Origin of the sequence: Paracoccus sp. M683 (assembly GCF_007096355.1) — a bacterium.
Lineage (GTDB): Bacteria > Pseudomonadota > Alphaproteobacteria > Rhodobacterales > Rhodobacteraceae > Paracoccus.
Window position 1 is genome coordinate 172,168 of the sequence record NZ_VKDF01000004.1, and the last position, 18,518, is coordinate 190,685.

Annotated in this window: 12 protein-coding genes and 1 tRNA gene; 9 read left to right on the plus strand and 4 right to left on the minus strand. The window is 64.5% G+C overall.

The genetic code is table 11. From position 1 onward, the window contains the following. Positions 1-11: 11 nt before the first annotated feature. Together FNJ84_RS07560 and FNJ84_RS07565 are read right to left on the minus strand one after the other, a co-directional pair. The gene (locus FNJ84_RS07560) at positions 12-932 is read right to left on the minus strand and encodes a dihydrodipicolinate synthase family protein (RefSeq protein WP_143792450.1); all 921 of its coding nucleotides are present in this window, start codon (positions 930-932) and stop codon (positions 12-14) included. A gap of 105 nt (positions 933-1,037) precedes the next feature. After that, positions 1,038-3,476 carry a penicillin acylase family protein gene (locus FNJ84_RS07565; RefSeq protein WP_143792452.1) on the minus strand — a complete coding sequence of 813 codons (2,439 nt, stop codon included), beginning with the start codon at positions 3,474-3,476 and terminating at the stop codon, positions 1,038-1,040. Positions 3,477-3,604: 128 nt separating this feature from the next. On the opposite strand from FNJ84_RS07565, the gene FNJ84_RS07570 reads away from it, so the two are divergent. From FNJ84_RS07570 to FNJ84_RS07585, 4 genes are all read left to right on the plus strand, one after another. Beyond that, entirely contained in the window at positions 3,605-4,471 is an 867-nt protein-coding gene (locus FNJ84_RS07570; protein ID WP_143792454.1) for an NAD(P)-dependent oxidoreductase, read from the plus strand. Between the two features lie 233 nt (positions 4,472-4,704). Beyond that, positions 4,705-5,097: a DoxX family protein gene (locus FNJ84_RS07575; RefSeq protein ID WP_143792455.1), complete on the plus strand. Its 393-nt coding sequence runs from the start codon at positions 4,705-4,707 to the stop codon at positions 5,095-5,097. 234 nt (positions 5,098-5,331) lie between these two features. After that, entirely contained in the window at positions 5,332-6,696 is a 1,365-nt protein-coding gene (locus FNJ84_RS07580; RefSeq protein WP_143792457.1) for an aminotransferase, read from the plus strand. Next, entirely contained in the window at positions 6,693-7,304 is a 612-nt protein-coding gene (locus FNJ84_RS07585) for a bifunctional 2-polyprenyl-6-hydroxyphenol methylase/3-demethylubiquinol 3-O-methyltransferase UbiG (protein ID WP_143792459.1), read from the plus strand. The genes FNJ84_RS07580 and FNJ84_RS07585 overlap by 4 nt, the downstream gene beginning before the upstream one ends. A 23-nt stretch (positions 7,305-7,327) precedes the next feature. On the opposite strand, the gene FNJ84_RS07590 is transcribed toward FNJ84_RS07585, so the two are convergent. Beyond that, positions 7,328-9,511 carry a ComEC/Rec2 family competence protein gene (locus FNJ84_RS07590; RefSeq protein ID WP_143793016.1) on the minus strand — a complete coding sequence of 728 codons (2,184 nt, stop codon included), beginning with the start codon at positions 9,509-9,511 and terminating at the stop codon, positions 7,328-7,330. 134 nt (positions 9,512-9,645) lie between these two features. Between FNJ84_RS07590 and gltX the strand changes: the two genes are divergently transcribed. The 3 genes from gltX (at position 9,646) to ileS (ending at position 15,597) form a co-directional block, all read left to right on the plus strand. Beyond that, positions 9,646-11,049: a glutamate--tRNA ligase gene (gltX, locus tag FNJ84_RS07595; RefSeq protein ID WP_143792461.1), complete on the plus strand. Its 1,404-nt coding sequence runs from the start codon at positions 9,646-9,648 to the stop codon at positions 11,047-11,049. A gap of 70 nt (positions 11,050-11,119) precedes the next feature. Continuing rightward, positions 11,120-12,412 carry a citrate synthase gene (locus FNJ84_RS07600; protein WP_143792462.1) on the plus strand — a complete coding sequence of 431 codons (1,293 nt, stop codon included), beginning with the start codon at positions 11,120-11,122 and terminating at the stop codon, positions 12,410-12,412. A 206-nt stretch (positions 12,413-12,618) separates the two neighbouring features. Continuing rightward, on the plus strand, positions 12,619-15,597 hold the full coding sequence (gene ileS / locus FNJ84_RS07605; protein WP_143792463.1) for an isoleucine--tRNA ligase: 2,979 nt from the start codon (positions 12,619-12,621) through the stop codon (positions 15,595-15,597). A gap of 83 nt (positions 15,598-15,680) precedes the next feature. On the opposite strand, the gene FNJ84_RS07610 is transcribed toward ileS, so the two are convergent. Next, complete coding sequence (locus FNJ84_RS07610; protein WP_143792464.1) at positions 15,681-16,556, minus strand: hypothetical protein; 876 nt, start codon at positions 16,554-16,556, stop codon at positions 15,681-15,683. Between the two features lie 88 nt (positions 16,557-16,644). Here FNJ84_RS07610 and FNJ84_RS07615 point away from each other — a divergent pair, with 88 nt between their 5' ends. Both FNJ84_RS07615 and FNJ84_RS07620 read left to right on the plus strand, forming a co-directional pair. Beyond that, positions 16,645-18,363 (plus strand): iron ABC transporter permease, encoded by a 1,719-nt coding sequence (locus tag FNJ84_RS07615; RefSeq protein WP_143792465.1) that lies wholly within the window; start codon positions 16,645-16,647, stop codon positions 18,361-18,363. Between the two features lie 3 nt (positions 18,364-18,366). After that, positions 18,367-18,442 (plus strand) — tRNA-Thr (locus FNJ84_RS07620). Positions 18,443-18,518: the final 76 nt, after the last annotated feature.

An 18,518-nucleotide genomic window follows, 5' to 3' on the forward strand; every position in this document is an offset into this window, starting at 1 on the left:
AGATTACCGGCCTAATGTGCCCAACGCATGCTGATCGGGTCCAGCGGGCGCAAAAGGCCCAACAGTTCGGCCCGCGTCTGCGGCGATAGCGGCGGCACCGGATGGCGGCAGAAATCCGAGGCGATCACGCCGCCCTCGACCATCGCCGCCTTGGCCGCGCGGAAGCCGCATTGGCGGTTTTCGTGATTCACTGCCGGCAGAATCCGGGTGTAAAGCGCCACGGCGGCATCCCGGTCTCCTTTGCGATGGTCGGTGACGACCTGTCGAATATGTTCAGAAATCATGGCCGAGCACATGGTCCCCGTCGCGCCCGCATCCAGATCGGCCAGCATGGTGATGCCTTCCTCGCCGTCCAGCGGGCTGATGATGGCATCGCCGCCCTGGGCAATCAGCGCCCGCAGCTTGGTCGCGGCTCCGGCGCATTCGATTTTGAAATGCTGGACCATCGGGATCTCGCGCGCCATGCGCACCAACAGGGGCACTGGCAGATCTACGCCGGACAAAGGCGCATCCTGGATCATTATCGGAATGCCGATCTCGCCCACGCGGGCAAATTGTTCATAGGTCTGATCCGCCGTGCCCTTCAGCAGCGCGCCGTGATAGGGCGGCATCATCATCACCGCCACCGCGCCAAGGTTATAGGCCATCCGGGCGCGTTCGACCGCGATCGGCGTCGCATAATGCGAGATGGTGACGATCACCGGCAGCCGACCCGCCAGATAGTCCAGGCACAGCCGGGTCAGCATCTCGCGTTCGGCATCCGAGATCAGAAACTGCTCGGAAAAATTGGCAAGGATACAAACCCCGTCGGCGCCCTGATCGACAATGCAATCCAGCACCCGGCGCATTCCGGGCAGATCGAGGCTGCCATCGTCGTGAAAGGGCGTGGGCGCGACCGGCCAGGCGCCGGTCAATGCGTCGGGATGTGACATGATCTTCCTCCTCGCGCCGGGCAGAACTGCCCATGGTCCAGTGATAGCCACCTGGCTGCGAGGGGTCAAGATTTGGTATACCAGATTCCTGGCGTGATGGTTCGCCTATTGCGGCAAGGGGATCAGGCGCGTGATCCCGGTTGCGGCCGCGCGGGCAAGGCCGGCGTCCAGCGACATGCCGATATATTCGCCGCGCCGCCACAGCTCGGACAGGTCGTCATAATGGCGTGACAGGGGATGGCCCGATTGCCCGGTCGAGATGATAAAGACGGAACTGTCAGGGTCGGCCAGATCATAGACGCCGCGATAACCTGCCCCGGTCACGTTGCGATAGGGGTTCGGCCCGGTTCCCAGCAAGCCGGCCTGTGCCAGGGTAAAGCTGTCGCCCGAGGTCGATTGGGTCAGGTTCATCACCCAGCCCAGACCGGGCAGGCGGCCAAGCGCGGGGTGCAGATGGGTGGCGACATGCAGATCGCCCCAACGCCAGCTGGTCACATCGGGGCCGAAACGGTCAGTCAGATCCAGGATCGCGGCGTCCAGCGCCTGCCGGGCGACGGTGGCGCAATCCTCGACGGGGGCGCTTTGGGCGACATCGCACCAGCTTGCGGCGCCGCCGCGATTGCGAAAAACGGCCTCGATAAAGGACGGATACAAGGCGAGGATATCGTCGGTCAGCGGCCCCAGTTCGTCGCGGATCAGCCGATCCTGCAAGGCTGACATCCAGGCCGCGTAAATCAGCGGCTCTGGCAGATGCTCGCTCATCCCGCCATCCCATTCGGCCAGCAATGTCAGCGCATCCTGGCGCTGGCGCTCGGGCGTGCCGCGGGCGGCCGGCTCGCCGGTGAACCACAGGTTCGCCCCGACCAAAGGCAACAGCGCGCGGGCGGCGGGGCTGACGGTGTCCAGCTGGATGGCGATGAAACTGTCGCGCGACTGCACCTCGCGGTCATCGGCCAGCCGGCTGAGGCGTGACAGCCGCATGCCGCCGGGGCCTTCGCCCGTCGCCATCACGACGCCCTCGTCGCCGGACTGTCCGGGCGCATTGGTGCCGATCACCTCGGTCGCCGCACCGACGCCCTGCCACATTGCGGCCCGGTTCCAACCGGGCGCGGGCATATAGCCGCCGGTCGGGTGGGCAGGGTCGCGCCGGGGTGCGCGACCGGCAAGCTGCTGGCTGACGCCATCGCGATCGGCAAGCGCCACCTGCATGGCCGGCGCGGTGACCTGTTCCAGCGCGCGGGCTGCGTCGTCGCGATCGGTTGCCCGCATCAGGCCGACCAGCGCGCTCATCGTGGCATCGTCCTGGGCTGCGCCGGTCCAGGACAGTGCCGCCACATGGCCGCGTGGCGTGACCTCGGCCAGATTGAAATCGACCGAGGGCAACACCGCCCCATTGGACGTCCAGCGCAGAGTAATCGGCTGGTCGGCACTGTCGCGGATTCGGATCACCTCGCGGCGCGATTCGAAATCAGTCCAGCCATCCACGCCTCGATAACGGGTGATGTCACCGGGTTGCAGTTCCTCGATGAACAGGTCGCTGTCGTCGATCCCGGCAGGTGTGATGCCCCATGCCATACTGGTATTGCGCCCCGACAGGATCGCCGGAATGCCCGGAATCGTGCCGCCGATAATCCCGCCGCCCTGCAATTCCAGCCGTGCCAGATACCACAAGCCGGGCGCGGTCAGCGGCCCCTGGGGATCATTGGCCAGGATCGAGCCCTGCGCCGCAGTCCGTTGCGGCGCCGCCGCGAAGGAGCTGCCGGAAAGGCCAAGGCCCGGCGCCAGATAGCCGGCCAGGGTTTCTTCCCAACTGGCAGGCGCGGTGCCATTCTGTCCCGGCGGCGCCATGCGCGTGCCGGGGAACAGCGCGGCATAGACGGGCATTGCCGGCTGGCCGGGCAGGGCGATCAGCTGCGGCCCGATATCTGGCCGCGCGATCGACAGGCGGGCGCGCAGGACCTCGTCGCGAATCGCGGTTGAAGAACTGGCGGCGACGAGCTTCAGCACCGCAAGCGAGTCGGCAGGTTTCCAGGCCGCGATCTCGCCGGGATACAGAAAGAACTCTGGCGCGCCACGTCCTGATGCATCGCGATTGATCTGGGTGATCCATTCGTTCACCCCCGCAGAATAGGCTTCCAATGCCGCGCGGGTATAATCGTCCTGCGCAGCCAGCGAGGCACGGGCATTGCTGTAAAGCCCCAGACGCCGCGCCAGATCGTCGCCGCGAAACGCCTGCGCGCCATACAGTTCCGCCAACCGGCCCTGAGCGGCGCGGCGCATCACCGTCATCTGGAACAGCCGGTCCTGTGCATGGGCCACGCCGAGGGCAAAGAACACATCCGCATCGTTGCTGCCGAAGATATGGGGCACGTTCTCGGTCGAGCGGATGATCTCGACCGGCGCGGTCAGCCCGGCCATGCGATAGGTGCCGTCATAGTCGGGCAGCGAGCGGGTGGCGAAATACCAGATCAGCAGGGTGATGATCACCATGCCGATTATCAGCCCGATCGTCAGGCGCAGCAGCCAGCGGAAAAGGGTCAGCATCGTCGGTTGCGCGGTCCTTGGGCCTTGGGGCGCGGCGCTTGACCTGCGCGCGCGGGGATGGTGGTGTGCTGTCTAGGACAGCAGCGGGCGCAATTCAACGCGACCCGCACAAGGACAAGAGGGAAGACATGGCGAAAGTGGCATTTCTGGGACTGGGCGTGATGGGTTATCCGATGGCTGGCCATCTGAAGGCGGCGGGTCACGATGTGACGGTTTACAACCGGACCCCGGCCAAGGCCGAGAAATGGGTGGCCGAACATGGCGGCAACTGGGCGCCCACGCCGCGTCAGGCCGCCGAAGGGGCCGAGTTCGTGATGGCCTGCGTTGGCAATGATGACGATCTGCGCTCGGTCTGTCTGGGCGATGACGGGGCCTTTGCCGGCATGGGCAAGGGCGCCATATTCGTCGATCACACCACGGTTTCGGCGGCCGTTACGCGCGAATTGGCTGCGGCTGCGGTCGCGGCCGGTCTGGGCTATGTCGATGCGCCGATCTCGGGCGGGCAGGCCGGGGCCGAGAATGGGCAGCTGTCGGTGATGTGCGGCGGCGCGCAGGCCGATTACGACCGGGCCGAGCCGGTGATTGACGCCTATGCCAAGATCGTGCGCCTGCTGGGCGATACCGGGGCCGGCCAGATTACCAAGATGTGCAACCAGATCGCCATTGCCGGGCTGGTGCAGGGTCTGTCGGAATCGCTGGCCTTCGCACAGAAATCCGGGCTGGATATCGAAAAGGTGGTCGAGGTGATCAGCCAGGGTGCCGCCGGCAGCTGGCAGATGGTCAACCGCCACAAGACAATGGCGGCTGGTCAGTTCGAACATGGTTTCGCCGTCGACTGGATGCGCAAGGATCTGGGCATCTGCCTGGATGCGGCCGATGAGGTCGGGGCCTCGTTGCCGGTCACCGCGCTGGTCGATCAGTTCTACAAAGAGGTGCAGGGCATGGGCGGGGGACGTTGGGATACCTCGGCACTGATCGCCCGGCTGACGCGCTGACCTGGCGGTGCCGGATTGATCGCGAAACTGTCATGGAGGGGTGATAGCCACAGCCTTGACTTTGCCCGGTTGTCAAACAAGAAGCGAGCGCTCAGCAAGTGTGTGTAAGATAAAGACTATTCGTTGCCCCGCCGCTGATCTAGGTCAAGCGGGCGCGCGCGTCAGCCATATCGGTTTCGCTTATCCTGCCCGCAGGGGGGATTGGCTGTCATTTTCCTGAAAGGAACCCATTGATGAACTTTCTTTCGCCGTTCGAGCCGCAGTTGCGCAGTGTCCTGCGGATCATGTCCGGCCTGCTGCTGTTGCAACATGGCACGACCAAGATCCTGAGCTTCCCGGTCAGCCAGATGAACGGGATCTCGCTGACCTCGCTGCCGGGCATCGCAGGCATTTTCGAACTGGTCTTTGGCGTGTTGCTGACGATTGGCCTGTTCTCGCGCGTTTCCGCCTTTATCCTCAGCGGCGTGACGGCTGCGGCCTATTTCATCGCCCATGCGGGGCAAGGCTTTTTCCCGCTGCTGAATGGTGGCGAACTGGCGGCGCTTTACGCCTTTGTGTTCCTGTATCTCGCGGCCGCCGGCCCCGGCCCCTGGTCGGTTGACGCCGCGCGCGGCAAGGACAGCTGAGAACGACATCAGCCATTGATTTCACAGGGGCCGGCCAATGCGTCCGGCCCCTGTTTGCATCAGGCCGCCAGCCAATCGCCGGGAGCTGGCCTGCCAGTTTGCAGGATGTGACAGGCACTTCGTCGTGCCCCTCGGTCGCGAATTGGCAGTTCGCCTGCCGCCCCGCGCACCCCATTGCGCGCCTGTCTCGGCCCGGATAGCCTCCGCCCCAAACCTGAACAGGAGGTCAGCCCGATGAACAAACCGCAAAGCTGGGAAGCCCGCGCCGATGAATATTCGCTGTATGGTTTCACCGATCTGCCAAGCGTGCATCAACGCGGCGCGGTGGTGCTGACCCACGGCGAGGGGCCCTATGTCGTCGACGTGAATGGTCGCCGCTATCTGGATGCCAATTCGGGCCTGTGGAACATGGTTGCCGGTTTCGACCACAAGGGCCTGGCCGATGCCGCCAAGGCGCAATATGACAAATTTCCCGGCTATCACGCCTTTTTCGGGCGGATGTCCGACCAGACCGTGATGCTGTCGGAAAAGCTGGTCGAGGTCTCGCCCTTTGAACGCGGCCGGGTCTTTTATACCAATTCGGGATCCGAGGCGAATGACACCATGGTCAAGATGCTGTGGTTCATGCATGCCAGCGAAGGCAAGCCGCAGAAACGCAAGATCCTGACCCGCTGGAACGCCTATCACGGCGTCACCGCTGTTTCGGCCAGCATGACCGGCAAGCCCTATAATTCCGTCTTTGGCCTGCCGCTTGACGGCTTTATCCATCTGACCTGCCCGCATTACTGGCGCTTTGGCGCGGAAGGCGAGACCGAGGAACAGTTCACTGCCCGTCTGGCCCGCGAGTTGGAGGAAACGATCCAGCGCGAGGGCGCCGACACCATCGCCGGCTTCTTTGCCGAGCCGGTCATGGGTGCAGGCGGGGTGATCCCGCCCAGCAAGGGCTATTTCCAGGCGATGCTGCCGATCTTGCGGAAATACGACATCCCGATGATCTCGGACGAGGTGATCTGCGGTTTCGGGCGCACCGGCAATACCTGGGGCTGCCAGACCTATGATTTCATGCCCGACGCGATCATTTCCTCGAAAAACCTGACCGCCGGGCTGTTCCCGATGGGCGCGGTGATCCTGGGGCCGGAACTGGCCGACCGGGTGCAGGCAGCCGTCGAGAAGATCGAAGAGTTTCCGCATGGCTTCACCGCCTCGGGCCATCCGGTCGGCTGCGCCATCGCGCTGAAGGCCATTGACGTGGTGATGAACGAAGGTCTGGCCGATAACGTCAAACGCCTGGCCCCGCGGATGGAGGCAGGTCTGCGCGCCATCATGGACCGCAGCAACCATATCGGCGAATTGCGCGGCATCGGCTTCATGTGGGCGCTGGAGGCGGTGAAGGACAAGGCCACCAAGACGCCCTTTGACGGCTCGCTGTCGGTCTCTGAACGCATCGCCAATACCTGCACCGATCTGGGGCTGATCTGCCGCCCACTTGGCCAGTCCATCGTGCTGTGCCCGCCCTTCATCCTGACCGAGGAACAGATGGACGAGATGTTCGAAAAGCTGGAAACGGCATTGAACAAGGTCTTTGCCGAGGTCGCATGACCGACGATCTGCCGGCGCTCAGGGTCTATGCCGCCCATGGTGCCGCCTTGGCCCAACGCTATGAGACCATTGAACCGGCGCGGCTTTTCGCGCCGGTTCTTGACCTTCTGCCGCCGCCACCGGCCCGGCTTGCGGATATCGGCGCCGGGTCTGGCCGCGACGCGGCCTGGTTCGCGGGGCAGGGCTATCGCGTCACCGCCGTCGAGCCCGTGGCCCAGTTGCGGGCCGAGGGGCAGCAGCGTCACCGCGACACGGGCATTGACTGGATCGCGGACCACCTACCGATGCTGTCAGGGCTGCACCGGCTGGGGCACCGCTTTGATCTGGTGACGGGGATCGCGGTCTGGCATCATCTGGATGCCGACCAGCAGGCGCGGGCCATGGCCGGCCTGTCCGGTCTTCTGGCGGACGATGGGCTGCTGATCCTGTCGCTGCGCCATGGACCGCTGGCCCCCGAGGCTGGCGTATACCTTGCCGATCCGGCGCATGCCATCAGCCTGGCCAAAGACCTGGGGCTGACCGTGCTGCGACAGGTCAAGGCCGGGTCGGTGCAGCCGGGCAATCTTGTCGAGGGGATAGACTGGACCTGGCTGGTGCTGGCACGCTGAGCGGCTGTTTTTTTGGGGGGCTGTCATCGCCCCGCCCATGGGCGGGCGCCGGTAATGTCGGCCACCGATCGCAGCTGCGGATCGCCGTCCGGGAAGGTGATCGCCACTGCACCCGTCTGTTTCAACCGCCGTTGGTCGAACAACAGGCAGGGCGGCGCTTTGTTATCCGTCTCGACCCGGTCATCGACGATCAGAATGACCTGCGCCGTGCAATGCGGCAGGGCTGCTGCGGCCGCACCCTTACCGGTCAGATGCACGACGCGCCATTCTGTCCCCTCGATCCGGGCCTGCCTTTCGCGACGCGGGCCGTTCCAGCCGGCACGTCCTGCCGATTCCGCCTGAGTGGCGGCGTCGCCATCCTCAAGCAGCCAGTTTTCCACCACGAAGCTGCCGCCTGACGGCTTTGAAACCACCCTGCCTGCGGGTGTCATCAGGCCCACGGCCTCGCCTTCGGGGGCGATCAGCAGCAGCGGGCGGGCAGCAAGGCCCCAGGTCAGAAACCCGGCCAGCACCAGCAGGCCGCCGCCGCCGCTGGTCAGCACTGTCACCGACAGGGCCGGTCGCATCTGACCCCGTCGCCAGCCCAGCACCGCCACCGTCGCGCCGATGCCCAGCAGCGGCATCACGGCGGTTGGTGGCATCGGGATCGCCGAGACCGCGCCGTCCAGATCCGCCACGAACTGCGCCACGATCAGCATCCATTGCGTACCCAGGCCCATGACCCACAGTGCCGGCGCCTCCAGCCCCAATGGTGCCAGCAGGGCGGCGATCACGCCCGCCGGCATGACCAGCGTGCCCATGACCGGCACCGCCAGCAGGTTGGCCAGCAGTCCATATTGCGCCATCCGGCTGAAATGCGCCGCCGCGATGGGCGAGGTCGCCATGCCGGCAACAAAGGACGACACGACCAGCATGACCACCGGCCGCAGCCACCAGGGGATTGCGGGCGACAGCCGCGCCCATGGGCCATAGACCAGAATCAGCGCAACCGTCGCCGCAAAGCTCATCTGGAAACCGGGCGAGCCAAGCGCCTCGGGGTTCAGCACCAGGATGATGGTCGCGGCCAGGGCCACGCTGCGCAGCGAGATCGCCCTGCGATCGGCCAGAATCGCCATCAGCATGACCGCGACCATGATAAAGGCGCGCTCGGTCGCGACGCCGCCGCCCGACAGCCACAGATAGATCGCCGCCCCGGCCATGGCCACGACCGCCGCGATCTTGTGCGCGGGCCAGCGCAACCGCAGCCCCGCCCCTTGTGCAGCCACCAGTGCCAGCCGCAGCGCGCCATAGATAAAGCCGGCCAGCATGCCCATATGCAGCCCGGAAATCGAGATGATGTGATACAGGTTCGAGGCCCGCATCAATTCATTCGTGGCCTCGGTAATGCCGGATCGGTCGCCCGTCATCAGCGCCGCCGCCACCGCGCCCGCCTGTCCGCCGATTCGGTCGCTGATCGCCTGTGCGATGGCGCGCTGCGCCTGGTGCATGGCCCAGAAGCCGCCCTGCGGCGGGGCAACATTCAGAATCGGATTGCGGCTATAGCCCACGGCCCCCAGCCCGTCGAACCAGGCAAAGCTGCGAAAATCAAAGCTGCCGGGCGAGGCCGGGCCGGGCGGGGGCGACAGATGGCCGGTCAGCATGACGCGCTGGCCTGGCCTGGGCAGATCGTCGGCCGCGCGGTTCATCAGGGACAGCCGCACCTTTTCAGGGGTCCGGGCAGGGGAAAGGTCGCGCAGCACCACCTGATCCAGCGTGATCCGCATCCGGTCGCGGCCAGATCGGTCGATCTGGACCACACGGCCCTCGACCGGGCCATAGTAGCGCCAGCCCAGCACCGGCGCATCGGCGCGCATGGCCCGTATTCCGGTCACCGACAAACCCGCCGCGACCAGCAGTATCGCCCAACCCGACAGGCGCAGCAGATCGGCCGCCCGCCAGCTGATGCGCCCCGTTTCGGCCCATCTGATCGCCCGGCCGGTCACAATCAGCGCGCAAATCGCGACAACAGCCAGTAGCGCGAAAAACACGGGGCCCGGCTGAAACGGCAAGGCGAACCAGATCCCGATTCCCGCCGACAGGCCCACCGGCACCCAGGGCATCAGCCCCGCGCGCGCAGCCGCCGCCGGCCGCGGCTTGTGGGCCACGGTGGGTTTGGGACCGGCCCGCAGCCGATTTGCCGCGAATCCGGGCAGCGAGGGTGGGGCCATGCCCGTCTGGGCCGACAATTCTTGTCCTTCTCTCTGTGGTTCTCTATCTCTCGCTGCAAATCCTGCCACGGGGGCCTTTCGAAAAGGTTAACATTCCCCGTGGACCGACCAGACTGCCACCGGAAGGCCGCTTCATGCCCGATACCCCCTCTGCCGCCGCGATCGTCACCCGGTTCGCCCCTTCGCCCACGGGCTATCTGCATATCGGCGGCGCGCGGACGGCGCTTTTCAACTGGCTTTATGCGCGTGGCCGTGGCGGGAAATTCCTGTTGCGGATCGAGGATACGGACCGCGCCCGCTCGACCGACGAGGCCACTCAGGCATTGTTGCTGGGGCTGGAATGGCTGGGTCTGGACTGGGATGGCGAGCCGGTCAGCCAGTTCGCGGGTGCCGCGCGCCATGCCGAAGTGGCCCGGCAGATGCTGGATCAGGGCGCGGCCTATCGCTGTTATTCCACGCCCGAGGAAATTGCCGCCTGGCGCGAATCGCATCCCCGGCAGCCATTTCAAAGCCCCTGGCGCGATGCCGATCCGGCGACCTGGCCCGATGCGCCCTATGCCATCCGCCTGCGCGCCCCGCGCGAGGGCGAAACGGTCATCTCCGATGCCGTCCAGGGCGAGGTGCGATTCGCCAATGATCAGCTGGATGACATGGTGCTGCTGCGCAGTGACGGCACGCCGGTCTATATGCTGGCGGTGGTGGTCGACGATCACGACATGGGCGTGACCCATGTGATCCGGGGCGACGATCACCTGACCAATGCCGCGCGGCAGGTGCAGGTGTTCGATGCGATGGGCTGGGCGCGGCCGGTCTTTGCCCATATCCCGCTGATTCACGGCGAGGATGGCAAGAAACTGTCCAAGCGCCATGGCGCTGTCGGTCTGCACGAATTTGCTGCCCTCGGCTATCCGGCCGAGGCAATGCGCAACTATCTGGCCCGCCTGGGTTGGAGCCATGGCGATGACGAGCTGTTCACTGATGCGCAGGCGCTGGAATGGTTCGACCTGCCAGGGATCGGGCGCGCGCCCGCCCGGCTGGATTTCAAGAAACTGGAACATGTCAGCGGCTGGCATATCGGGAATATGGCCGATGCGGCGCTGCTGGCCGAACTGGATGGTTTCCTGTCCGAAACCGGGCAGCCGGCCCTGACAGAAGGCCAGAGGGCCTGGTTGGAGCCTGCGCTGAACATCCTGAAAGAAAAGGCAAAAACGTTGCCCGCACTGCTGGATCAAGGGCGCTTTGCGCTGATCCAGCGGCCTGTCGAGATGGATGAGAAAGCCGATAAGGCACTGGATTCGGTATCCCGTGGTATGCTGAAATCATTGACTGCCGCAGTGCAGCATGCTAGCTGGTCGCGAGACGATCTAGAGGGCGCCGCCAAGGCCGTTGCCGAAGAATACGGCGTGGGCCTGGGCAAGGTTGCGGCACCGATGCGGGCGGCTCTGGCTGGTCGAACTTCGACCCCCAGCGTGTTCGACATGATGACGGCACTTGGCCGTGACGAGACGCTGGCGCGGCTGACGGATCAGGCAGGCTGAGACCTGCGTTCAACACCCGGCGCGCCGCCCCGTCTGCGGCGCCCGCCTATCCGAAAGAGGGAGTCACCTGATGACAGACACCAAATCCGCTAAACTCATTCTGGATAACAAGTCATTCGACCTGCCCATCCTTCAGCCGACCATTGGCCCCGAAGTGGTCGATATTCGCAAGCTGTACGGTCAGGCCGATATTTTCACCTATGATCCCGGCTTCACCTCGACGGCCAGCTGCGATTCGACCATCACCTATATCGACGGCGAAAAGGGCGAGCTGTGGTATCGCGGCTACCCGATCGAACAGCTGGCCAAGCAGTCCCATTACCTGGAAGTCTGCTATCTGCTGCTTTACGGCGAACTGCCCGACCAGGCCCAGCTTGAGGATTTCGAGAACCGCGTGACCCGTCACACCATGGTTCACGAGCAGATGAACAACTTCTTCCGTGGTTTCCGTCGCGATGCGCATCCGATGGCCACCATGGTCGGCGTCGTCGGCGCCATGTCGGCCTTCTATCACGACAGCACCGATATTGCCGATCCGATGCAGCGCGAGATCGCCTCGATCCGGCTGATCGCCAAGCTGCCGACCATTGCGGCCATGGCCTATAAATACTCGGTGGGGCAGCCCTTCGTTTATCCCAGCAACGAACTGGATTACGCCTCGAACTTCCTGAACATGTGCTTTTCGGTTCCGGCCGAGAAATACCATGTCGACCCGGCGCTGGCGCGCGCCATGGACCGCATCTTCACGCTGCATGCCGATCACGAACAGAACGCCTCGACCTCGACCGTGCGTCTGGCCGGCTCGTCGGGTGCCAACCCGTTCGCCTGCATCGCGGCCGGTATCGCCTGCCTGTGGGGGCCTGCCCATGGCGGCGCCAACCAGGCTGCGCTGGAAATGTTGCAGCAGATCGGTACCGTCGACCAGATCCCGGAATATATCCGCCGGGCCAAGGACAAGGACGACCCGTTCCGCCTGATGGGCTTTGGCCACCGGGTCTACAAGAACTTCGATCCGCGCGCGAAGGTCATGAAGGAATCGGCCGACGAGGTTCTGGACCTGCTGGGGATCGAGGATAACGAGACCCTGAAGGTCGCCAAGGAACTGGAGCGGATCGCGCTGGAGGACGATTATTTCGTCGAGAAGAAGCTGTATCCCAACGTTGATTTCTATTCCGGCATCATCCTGTCGGCGATGGGCTTCCCGACCTCGATGTTCACGCCGATCTTTGCGCTGTCGCGCACGGTGGGCTGGATCGCGCAATGGAAGGAAATGATTGCCGATCCGCAGAACAAGATCGGCCGTCCGCGTCAGCTGTATGTCGGCAGCGACAAGCGCGACTATGTGGCCGTCAGCAAGCGCTGACCTGCCCAATCGTTCTGAAAAGGCCCCTGCGGGGGCCTTTTTGCTGCGCTTTGGCGGGGCGGTGCTTGCAGCTTGCGGGCGGCGTTCATATAGAGTTCGGCATGAGTTTTCTGGCTTTCGGCATACGAATTAGTCGCCCGGTGGTGTGAGGTTTCGCGCCGCCGGGATGCTTTTTGCCGAAACGACCGACCTTGAAGGACCGCCCGATGAGCGCCGAGACCCCCGACTATCGCAAGACCGTTTTCCTGCCCGAGACCGATTTCCCCATGCGCGCCGGCCTGCCGCAGCGCGAACCCGAATGGCTGGATCGTTGGGCGCGGATCGGCATCTATGACCGGCTGCGCGAACGCGGCGCGGGGCGCACGCCCTTCATCCTGCATGACGGCCCGCCCTATGCGAACGGCCATCTGCATATCGGCCACGCGCTGAACAAGACCTTGAAGGACATGGTCGTGCGGTCCCAGCAGATGATGGGCCGCGATGCGCGCTATGTGCCGGGCTGGGATTGCCACGGACTGCCGATCGAATGGAAGATCGAGGAGAAGTATCGCAGCGAGGGCCGCGACAAGGATGCCGTCGATGTGGTCGAGTTCCGTCAGGAATGTCGACGCTTTGCCGAAGAATGGATCGACATCCAGCGGCAGGAGTTCAAGCGCCTTGGCATCACCGGCAAATGGGACGATCCCTATCTGACGATGAATTTCCACGCCGAGGCGGTGATCGCGGCCGAGTTCATGAAGCTGCTGATGAACGGCAGTCTTTATCAGGGATCGAAGCCGGTGATGTGGTCGCCGGTCGAAAAGACCGCCTTGGCCGAGGCCGAGGTCGAGTATCACGACCATACCAGTCACACGATCTGGGTGCGGTTCAGGGCAGAAGCCATGACTGCGCTCGGTTGGTCTGATGAGATCGTTAGAGGCTTGGCTTCTGACTCAGCGGCGCAAGACTACGCAGCTAAGCTCGACGAACTGTCGGGCGCGTCAGTAGTGATCTGGACCACGACGCCCTGGACAATTCCGCAAAACCGCGCGGTCGCGTTCAACCCTGAGATTGCTTATGGCCTTTACGAGGTCGGAGAGGTTGCCGACAACGCGACCGCGACGGCGGGCGAAAAGCTGGTGCTGGCCGATGCACTGGCCGAGGGCGTGATGCAGTCTGCCAAGGTTAACGGCTACACGAGGTTGCGCGATGTGGCGGAGGACGAGTTGTCAGGTCTGGTTCTCGCCCATCCTTTGCGCGGGGTTGAGGGCGGGAACGGCGAATGGGATTACGACGTCCCCATGCTGCCCGGCGATCACGTCACCGACGATGCCGGCACCGGCTTTGTCCATACCGCGCCTTCGCATGGCGATGACGATTATCAGCTTGGCCTGAAATTCGGCCTGCCGATGACCTATAACGTCGAGCCGGATGGCAGCTACCGCAAGGACCTGCCGATCTTTGGCGGCGAGGCGATCATCCTGCCGGATGGCAAGGACGGCCCGGCCAATGTCAGCGTCATCAAGAACCTCGCATGGGCGGGCGCGCTGCTGGCCAAGGGCAAGGTCAAGCACAGCTATCCGCATAGCTGGCGCTCCAAGGCGCCGCTGATCTATCGCAACACGCCGCAATGGTTCGCGGCCATCGACAAGCCTCTGGCCGATGGCATGGGCGAATATGGCGATACGATCCGCACGCGCGCGCTGACCAGCATCGACAAGCTGGTCAAGTGGACGCCGCAGACCGGGCGCAACCGGATTCACTCGATGATCGAGAACCGGCCCGATTGGGTGCTGTCGCGGCAGCGGGCATGGGGCGTGCCGCTGACCTGTTTCGTGAAGAAGGGCACGCGGCCCGACGATGCCGATTTCCTGCTGCGCGATCAGCGCGTCAACGACCGCATCATCGCCGCGTTCGAGGCCGAGGGCGCCGATGCCTGGTACAAGCCCGGCTTCAAGGCGGCGGTGCTGGAAGGCGTGGCCAACCCCGACGATTACGATCAGGTCATGGACGTGCTGGATGTGTGGTTCGATTCAGGCTCGACCCATGCTTTCGTCATCCGCGACCGGGCCGATGGCGCGCCGGACGGGATTGCCGATCTGTATCTGGAGGGCACCGACCAGCATCGCGGCTGGTTCCATTCCTCGCTGTTGCAGGCCTGCGCGACCAAGGGCCGGGCGCCCTATCGCGGGGTGCTGACGCATGGCTTCACGCTGGACGAGAAGGGCATGAAAATGTCCAAATCTCTGGGCAATACCATCGTGCCCGCCGAGGTGATCCAGCAATATGGCGCCGATATCCTGCGGCTCTGGGTGGCGCAGACGGATTACACCGCCGATCAGCGCATCGGGCCGGAAATCCTGAAAGGCACCGCCGACAGCTATCGCCGCCTGCGCAATACGCTGCGCTTCATGCTGGGGAACCTTGACGGATTCACCGAGGCCGAAAAGGTCGCGCCCGAGGATATGCCCGAGCTGGAACAGTGGATCCTGCACCGGCTGGCGCAACTGGATCATGCCGTGCGCAAGGGCTATGAAGCCTATGACTTTCAGGGCGTGTTCCAGACGCTGTTCCAATTCTGCACCGTCGACCTGTCGGCCTTCTATTTCGACATTCGCAAGGACAGTCTTTACTGCGACGCGCCCGGTTCGACCCGTCGCCGTTCGGCGCGGACGGTGCTGGATATCCTGTTCCACCGCCTCGTGACCTGGCTGGCCCCGATCCTGCCCTTCACGATGGAGGATGTCTGGCTGTCGCGCTTCCCCTCGGATGATGACAGCGTGCATCTGCACGACTTCCCCGCCACCCCCGCCGATTGGCTGAACGAGCCCTTGGCGGCAAAATGGGACCGAGTGCGCCGCGCCCGCCGCGTGGTGACGGCGGCCTTGGAGGTGAAGCGCACCGACAAGACCATCGGCGCCAGCCTTGAGGCCGCGCCGGTCGTTCATGTCGAGGATGCGGATACGCTGGCGGCGCTGAAATCGGTGAACTTCACCGATATCTGCATCGTCTCGGGCCTGTATCTGACCGCCGATCCCGCCCCGAACGAGGCCTTCCGCATGGCCGATATTCCGGGCGTCGGCGTGGTCTTTGAACTGGCCGAGGGCGAGAAATGCCAGCGCTGCTGGAAGATCCTGCCCGATGTCGGCACCCATGCGCATCCCGGCGTCTGCGGCCGCTGCGACAAGGCGCTGAGCGAAGGCTGACGGCTGGCCAAGGCGGGGCGATCAGGCCAGGCAGGCGGGCCGGTCACGGCCGGCCTGCCTATCTGCCTGCCTGCCATCCCGCGTCAGGGCATTACATATTCGACGCCGGGCAGAACCGCGATTTCGGCGGTATCGGCCAGATACTGTCCTGTAATCTCGTCAACCATGGCCTGCGTCCAGCCGGGCAGGGTGATTTCCTCGCTGACCCGCGCGGGCAGGGCATATTGGGCCAGATGCTGAATGCAGATGTCACGCCGTGCCGCGATCGTCAGCTGGTCACGCTCGGCCAAAGCCTTTTCCAGGCTGGCCCGGCCCTGTTCACTGATCAGGTCGTGAATAAAGCTCAGCCCGTCGCGCAACGGAACCTCGGGCGGCATCTGCGCGATCAGGCGGACGATTTCGGGCCAGATCAGCGGCATGTCCTCGTGCCGCCAGATCACCAGCCGGCGGCCTTGCAGGCTTTGCACGATCCGCCTGATCACGGGCGCCCAACGCAGCCTATAGGGATCGACCCCGCGCATCAGCATGTCGAAATTGCCGATCGGCGCCATCGTCAGCAGCGATTGCAGCAATGTGACGGGGTTTTTCAGCGCCAGAAAGAACTCGGTCTCGGCGCTGGGGAACAGGTTGGCCATCGCGGCCATTCGTGCCGCCGCACCCGGATACAGACCCTTTGGGCTGACGGCCTTGGACATCGCGCCGATAAAGCCCGGCATCGAGCAGATCACCCGGTCCGAGTGATCGCTTTCCAGGATCGCATCCAGCATGATCTGTTCCATCGCCGGGGTGGCGCTGCCACCTTGCAGCGCGGCAAGGGCCTCGTCAAAAACGCCGCGCAGCCGGTTCGGGGTCAGAACCTCGGTTTCGTTCTTATGCAGCCAATCCCGGTTGTGCAGCAATGTCTTGACCATCCGGTCGTCATCGGTGCCATGCACCCGCAAGTGATAGACGATCTGCATCCTGCCCGGTCTGCCTTTTTGTCTGACGTTTTCGGCACCTTATCCAGCATTCGTGGACAGGGGAACCGCTTTGCGGTATCGGGCGGAAATGTCGGACAGTTCCAGATCCCATCGCCGGTCCGAGTCGCTGCGTCAGGGCACCGGCTGGGGGTGGTCGCTGGCCGCGGTGCTGATTGCTGCGCTGGTCCTGATGCCGGTGCTGGCCGTCGCCTGGATGGCGCTTTTTCCCAGCGAGAACATCTGGCCGCATCTCATTTCGACCACCTTGCCGCGCTATGCCGCGAATACGGCGATTCTGGCGCTTGGGACGGGGCTGCTGGCCGCCGTGATGGGGACGGGCGCAGCCTGGCTGGTGTCGATCTATGATTTTCCGGGGCGGCGCGGGCTGGAATGGCTGCTGCTGTTGCCTCTGGCGGTGCCGGCCTATATCGGGGCCTATGCGTTGGCGGATTTTCTGGATTATTCCGGCCCGGTGCAGATCGCCCTGCGCGAGGCCTTCGGCTGGACCTCGGCGCGCGATTACTGGTTTCCGGCGATCCGGTCACGCTGGGCGGCTGTTCTGGTGCTGTCGGCAGCGCTGTATCCCTATGTCTATCTGCTGACGCGGGCGGCGCTGCATGAACAATCCTCCAGCGCCTATGAGGTCGCGCGCGCGCTGGGCACCGGCCCGTTCGGCCTGTTCTGGCGTGTAGGCCTGCCGCTGGCGCGGCCGGCCATCGTCGCGGGTTCCGCCATTGCGATGATGGAAAGCGTCGCGGATTACGGCGTCGTCAGCTATTTCGGGGTGCAGACGCTGAACACCGGCATCTTCACCACCTGGCTAGAGGCCCGCAATGCCGGTGGCGCCGCGCAGATCGCCTGCGTCACCCTGCTGGTCATCGCCCTTCTGGCCGTCTGGGAACGGGTCAGCCGCAACAAGGCCCGTTTTCACCAAAGCGCGCGGCAGCAGCGCCCCGTCATCCGCCAGCGATTGACCGGTGCGGCGGGGTGGGGGGCCTTTGTGGCCTGCGCCATCCCCTTTGCGCTGGGATTTGTGCTGCCGGTCGCCGTGATCGGACGCTATGCGCTGTCCTATCCGCAGGGCTGGTTCACGCCGGGGCTGGGCGAGGCGCTGTGGCATACGCTGTCGCTGGGGGCGATGGCTGCGGTGCTGGCCGTCGGGTTCGGGCTGGTGATGGTCTATGGCGTGCGGCTGTCGACCCGCCGCCTGCCGAGGCTGCTGCTGCCGGTAACGACCATTGGCTATGCCGCGCCGGGTGCGGTGCTGGCGGTGGGCATTCTGATTCCGCTGGCGGCGCTGGACCACCGCATCGCAGATGGCTGGCTGGCGTTGACCGGAACCGATCCGGGTCTGCTGATGACGGGCACCGGGTTTGCCATCGTGCTGGCCTATATCGTGCGGTTCTTTGCCATTGCGCAGGGCGCGATCGACGGCGCCTTTACCCGCATTCCGCCCTCTCTGGGGATGGCGGCGCGGTCGCTGGGGCGCGATTCCGGCGGTGTGTTGCGCGATGTGCTGTTGCCGCTGATGCGCGGCTCGGTCGGTTCGGCGCTGCTGCTGGTCTTTGTCGACTGCACCAAGGAACTGCCCGCCACCTTGCTTCTGCGGCCCTTCAACTATGAGACGCTGGCCACGCGGGTTCACGAAAAGGCCAGTCTTGAAGATTTGGGCAATGCCGCCCCGGCCGCGCTGCTGGTGGTTGGGGTGGGGCTTGTGGCCGTGGCTTTGCTGGCAAGGGCCAACCTTCGCTTGCGGAAATCGCCGTCTCGCGCTATCGGGGCGATGTCTGCGCCGGACGCGCGCTGACAGGCCGGTTTAGCTCAGCAGGTAGAGCAGCTGATTTGTAATCAGAAGGTCACGGGTTCGATTCCTGTAACCGGCACCAGTTTTCTTGACATCGGAACGGATGTGACCAGCGACGTCATCAGATACCTCCTGCCCGCATCGCGGTGATGTCGTCC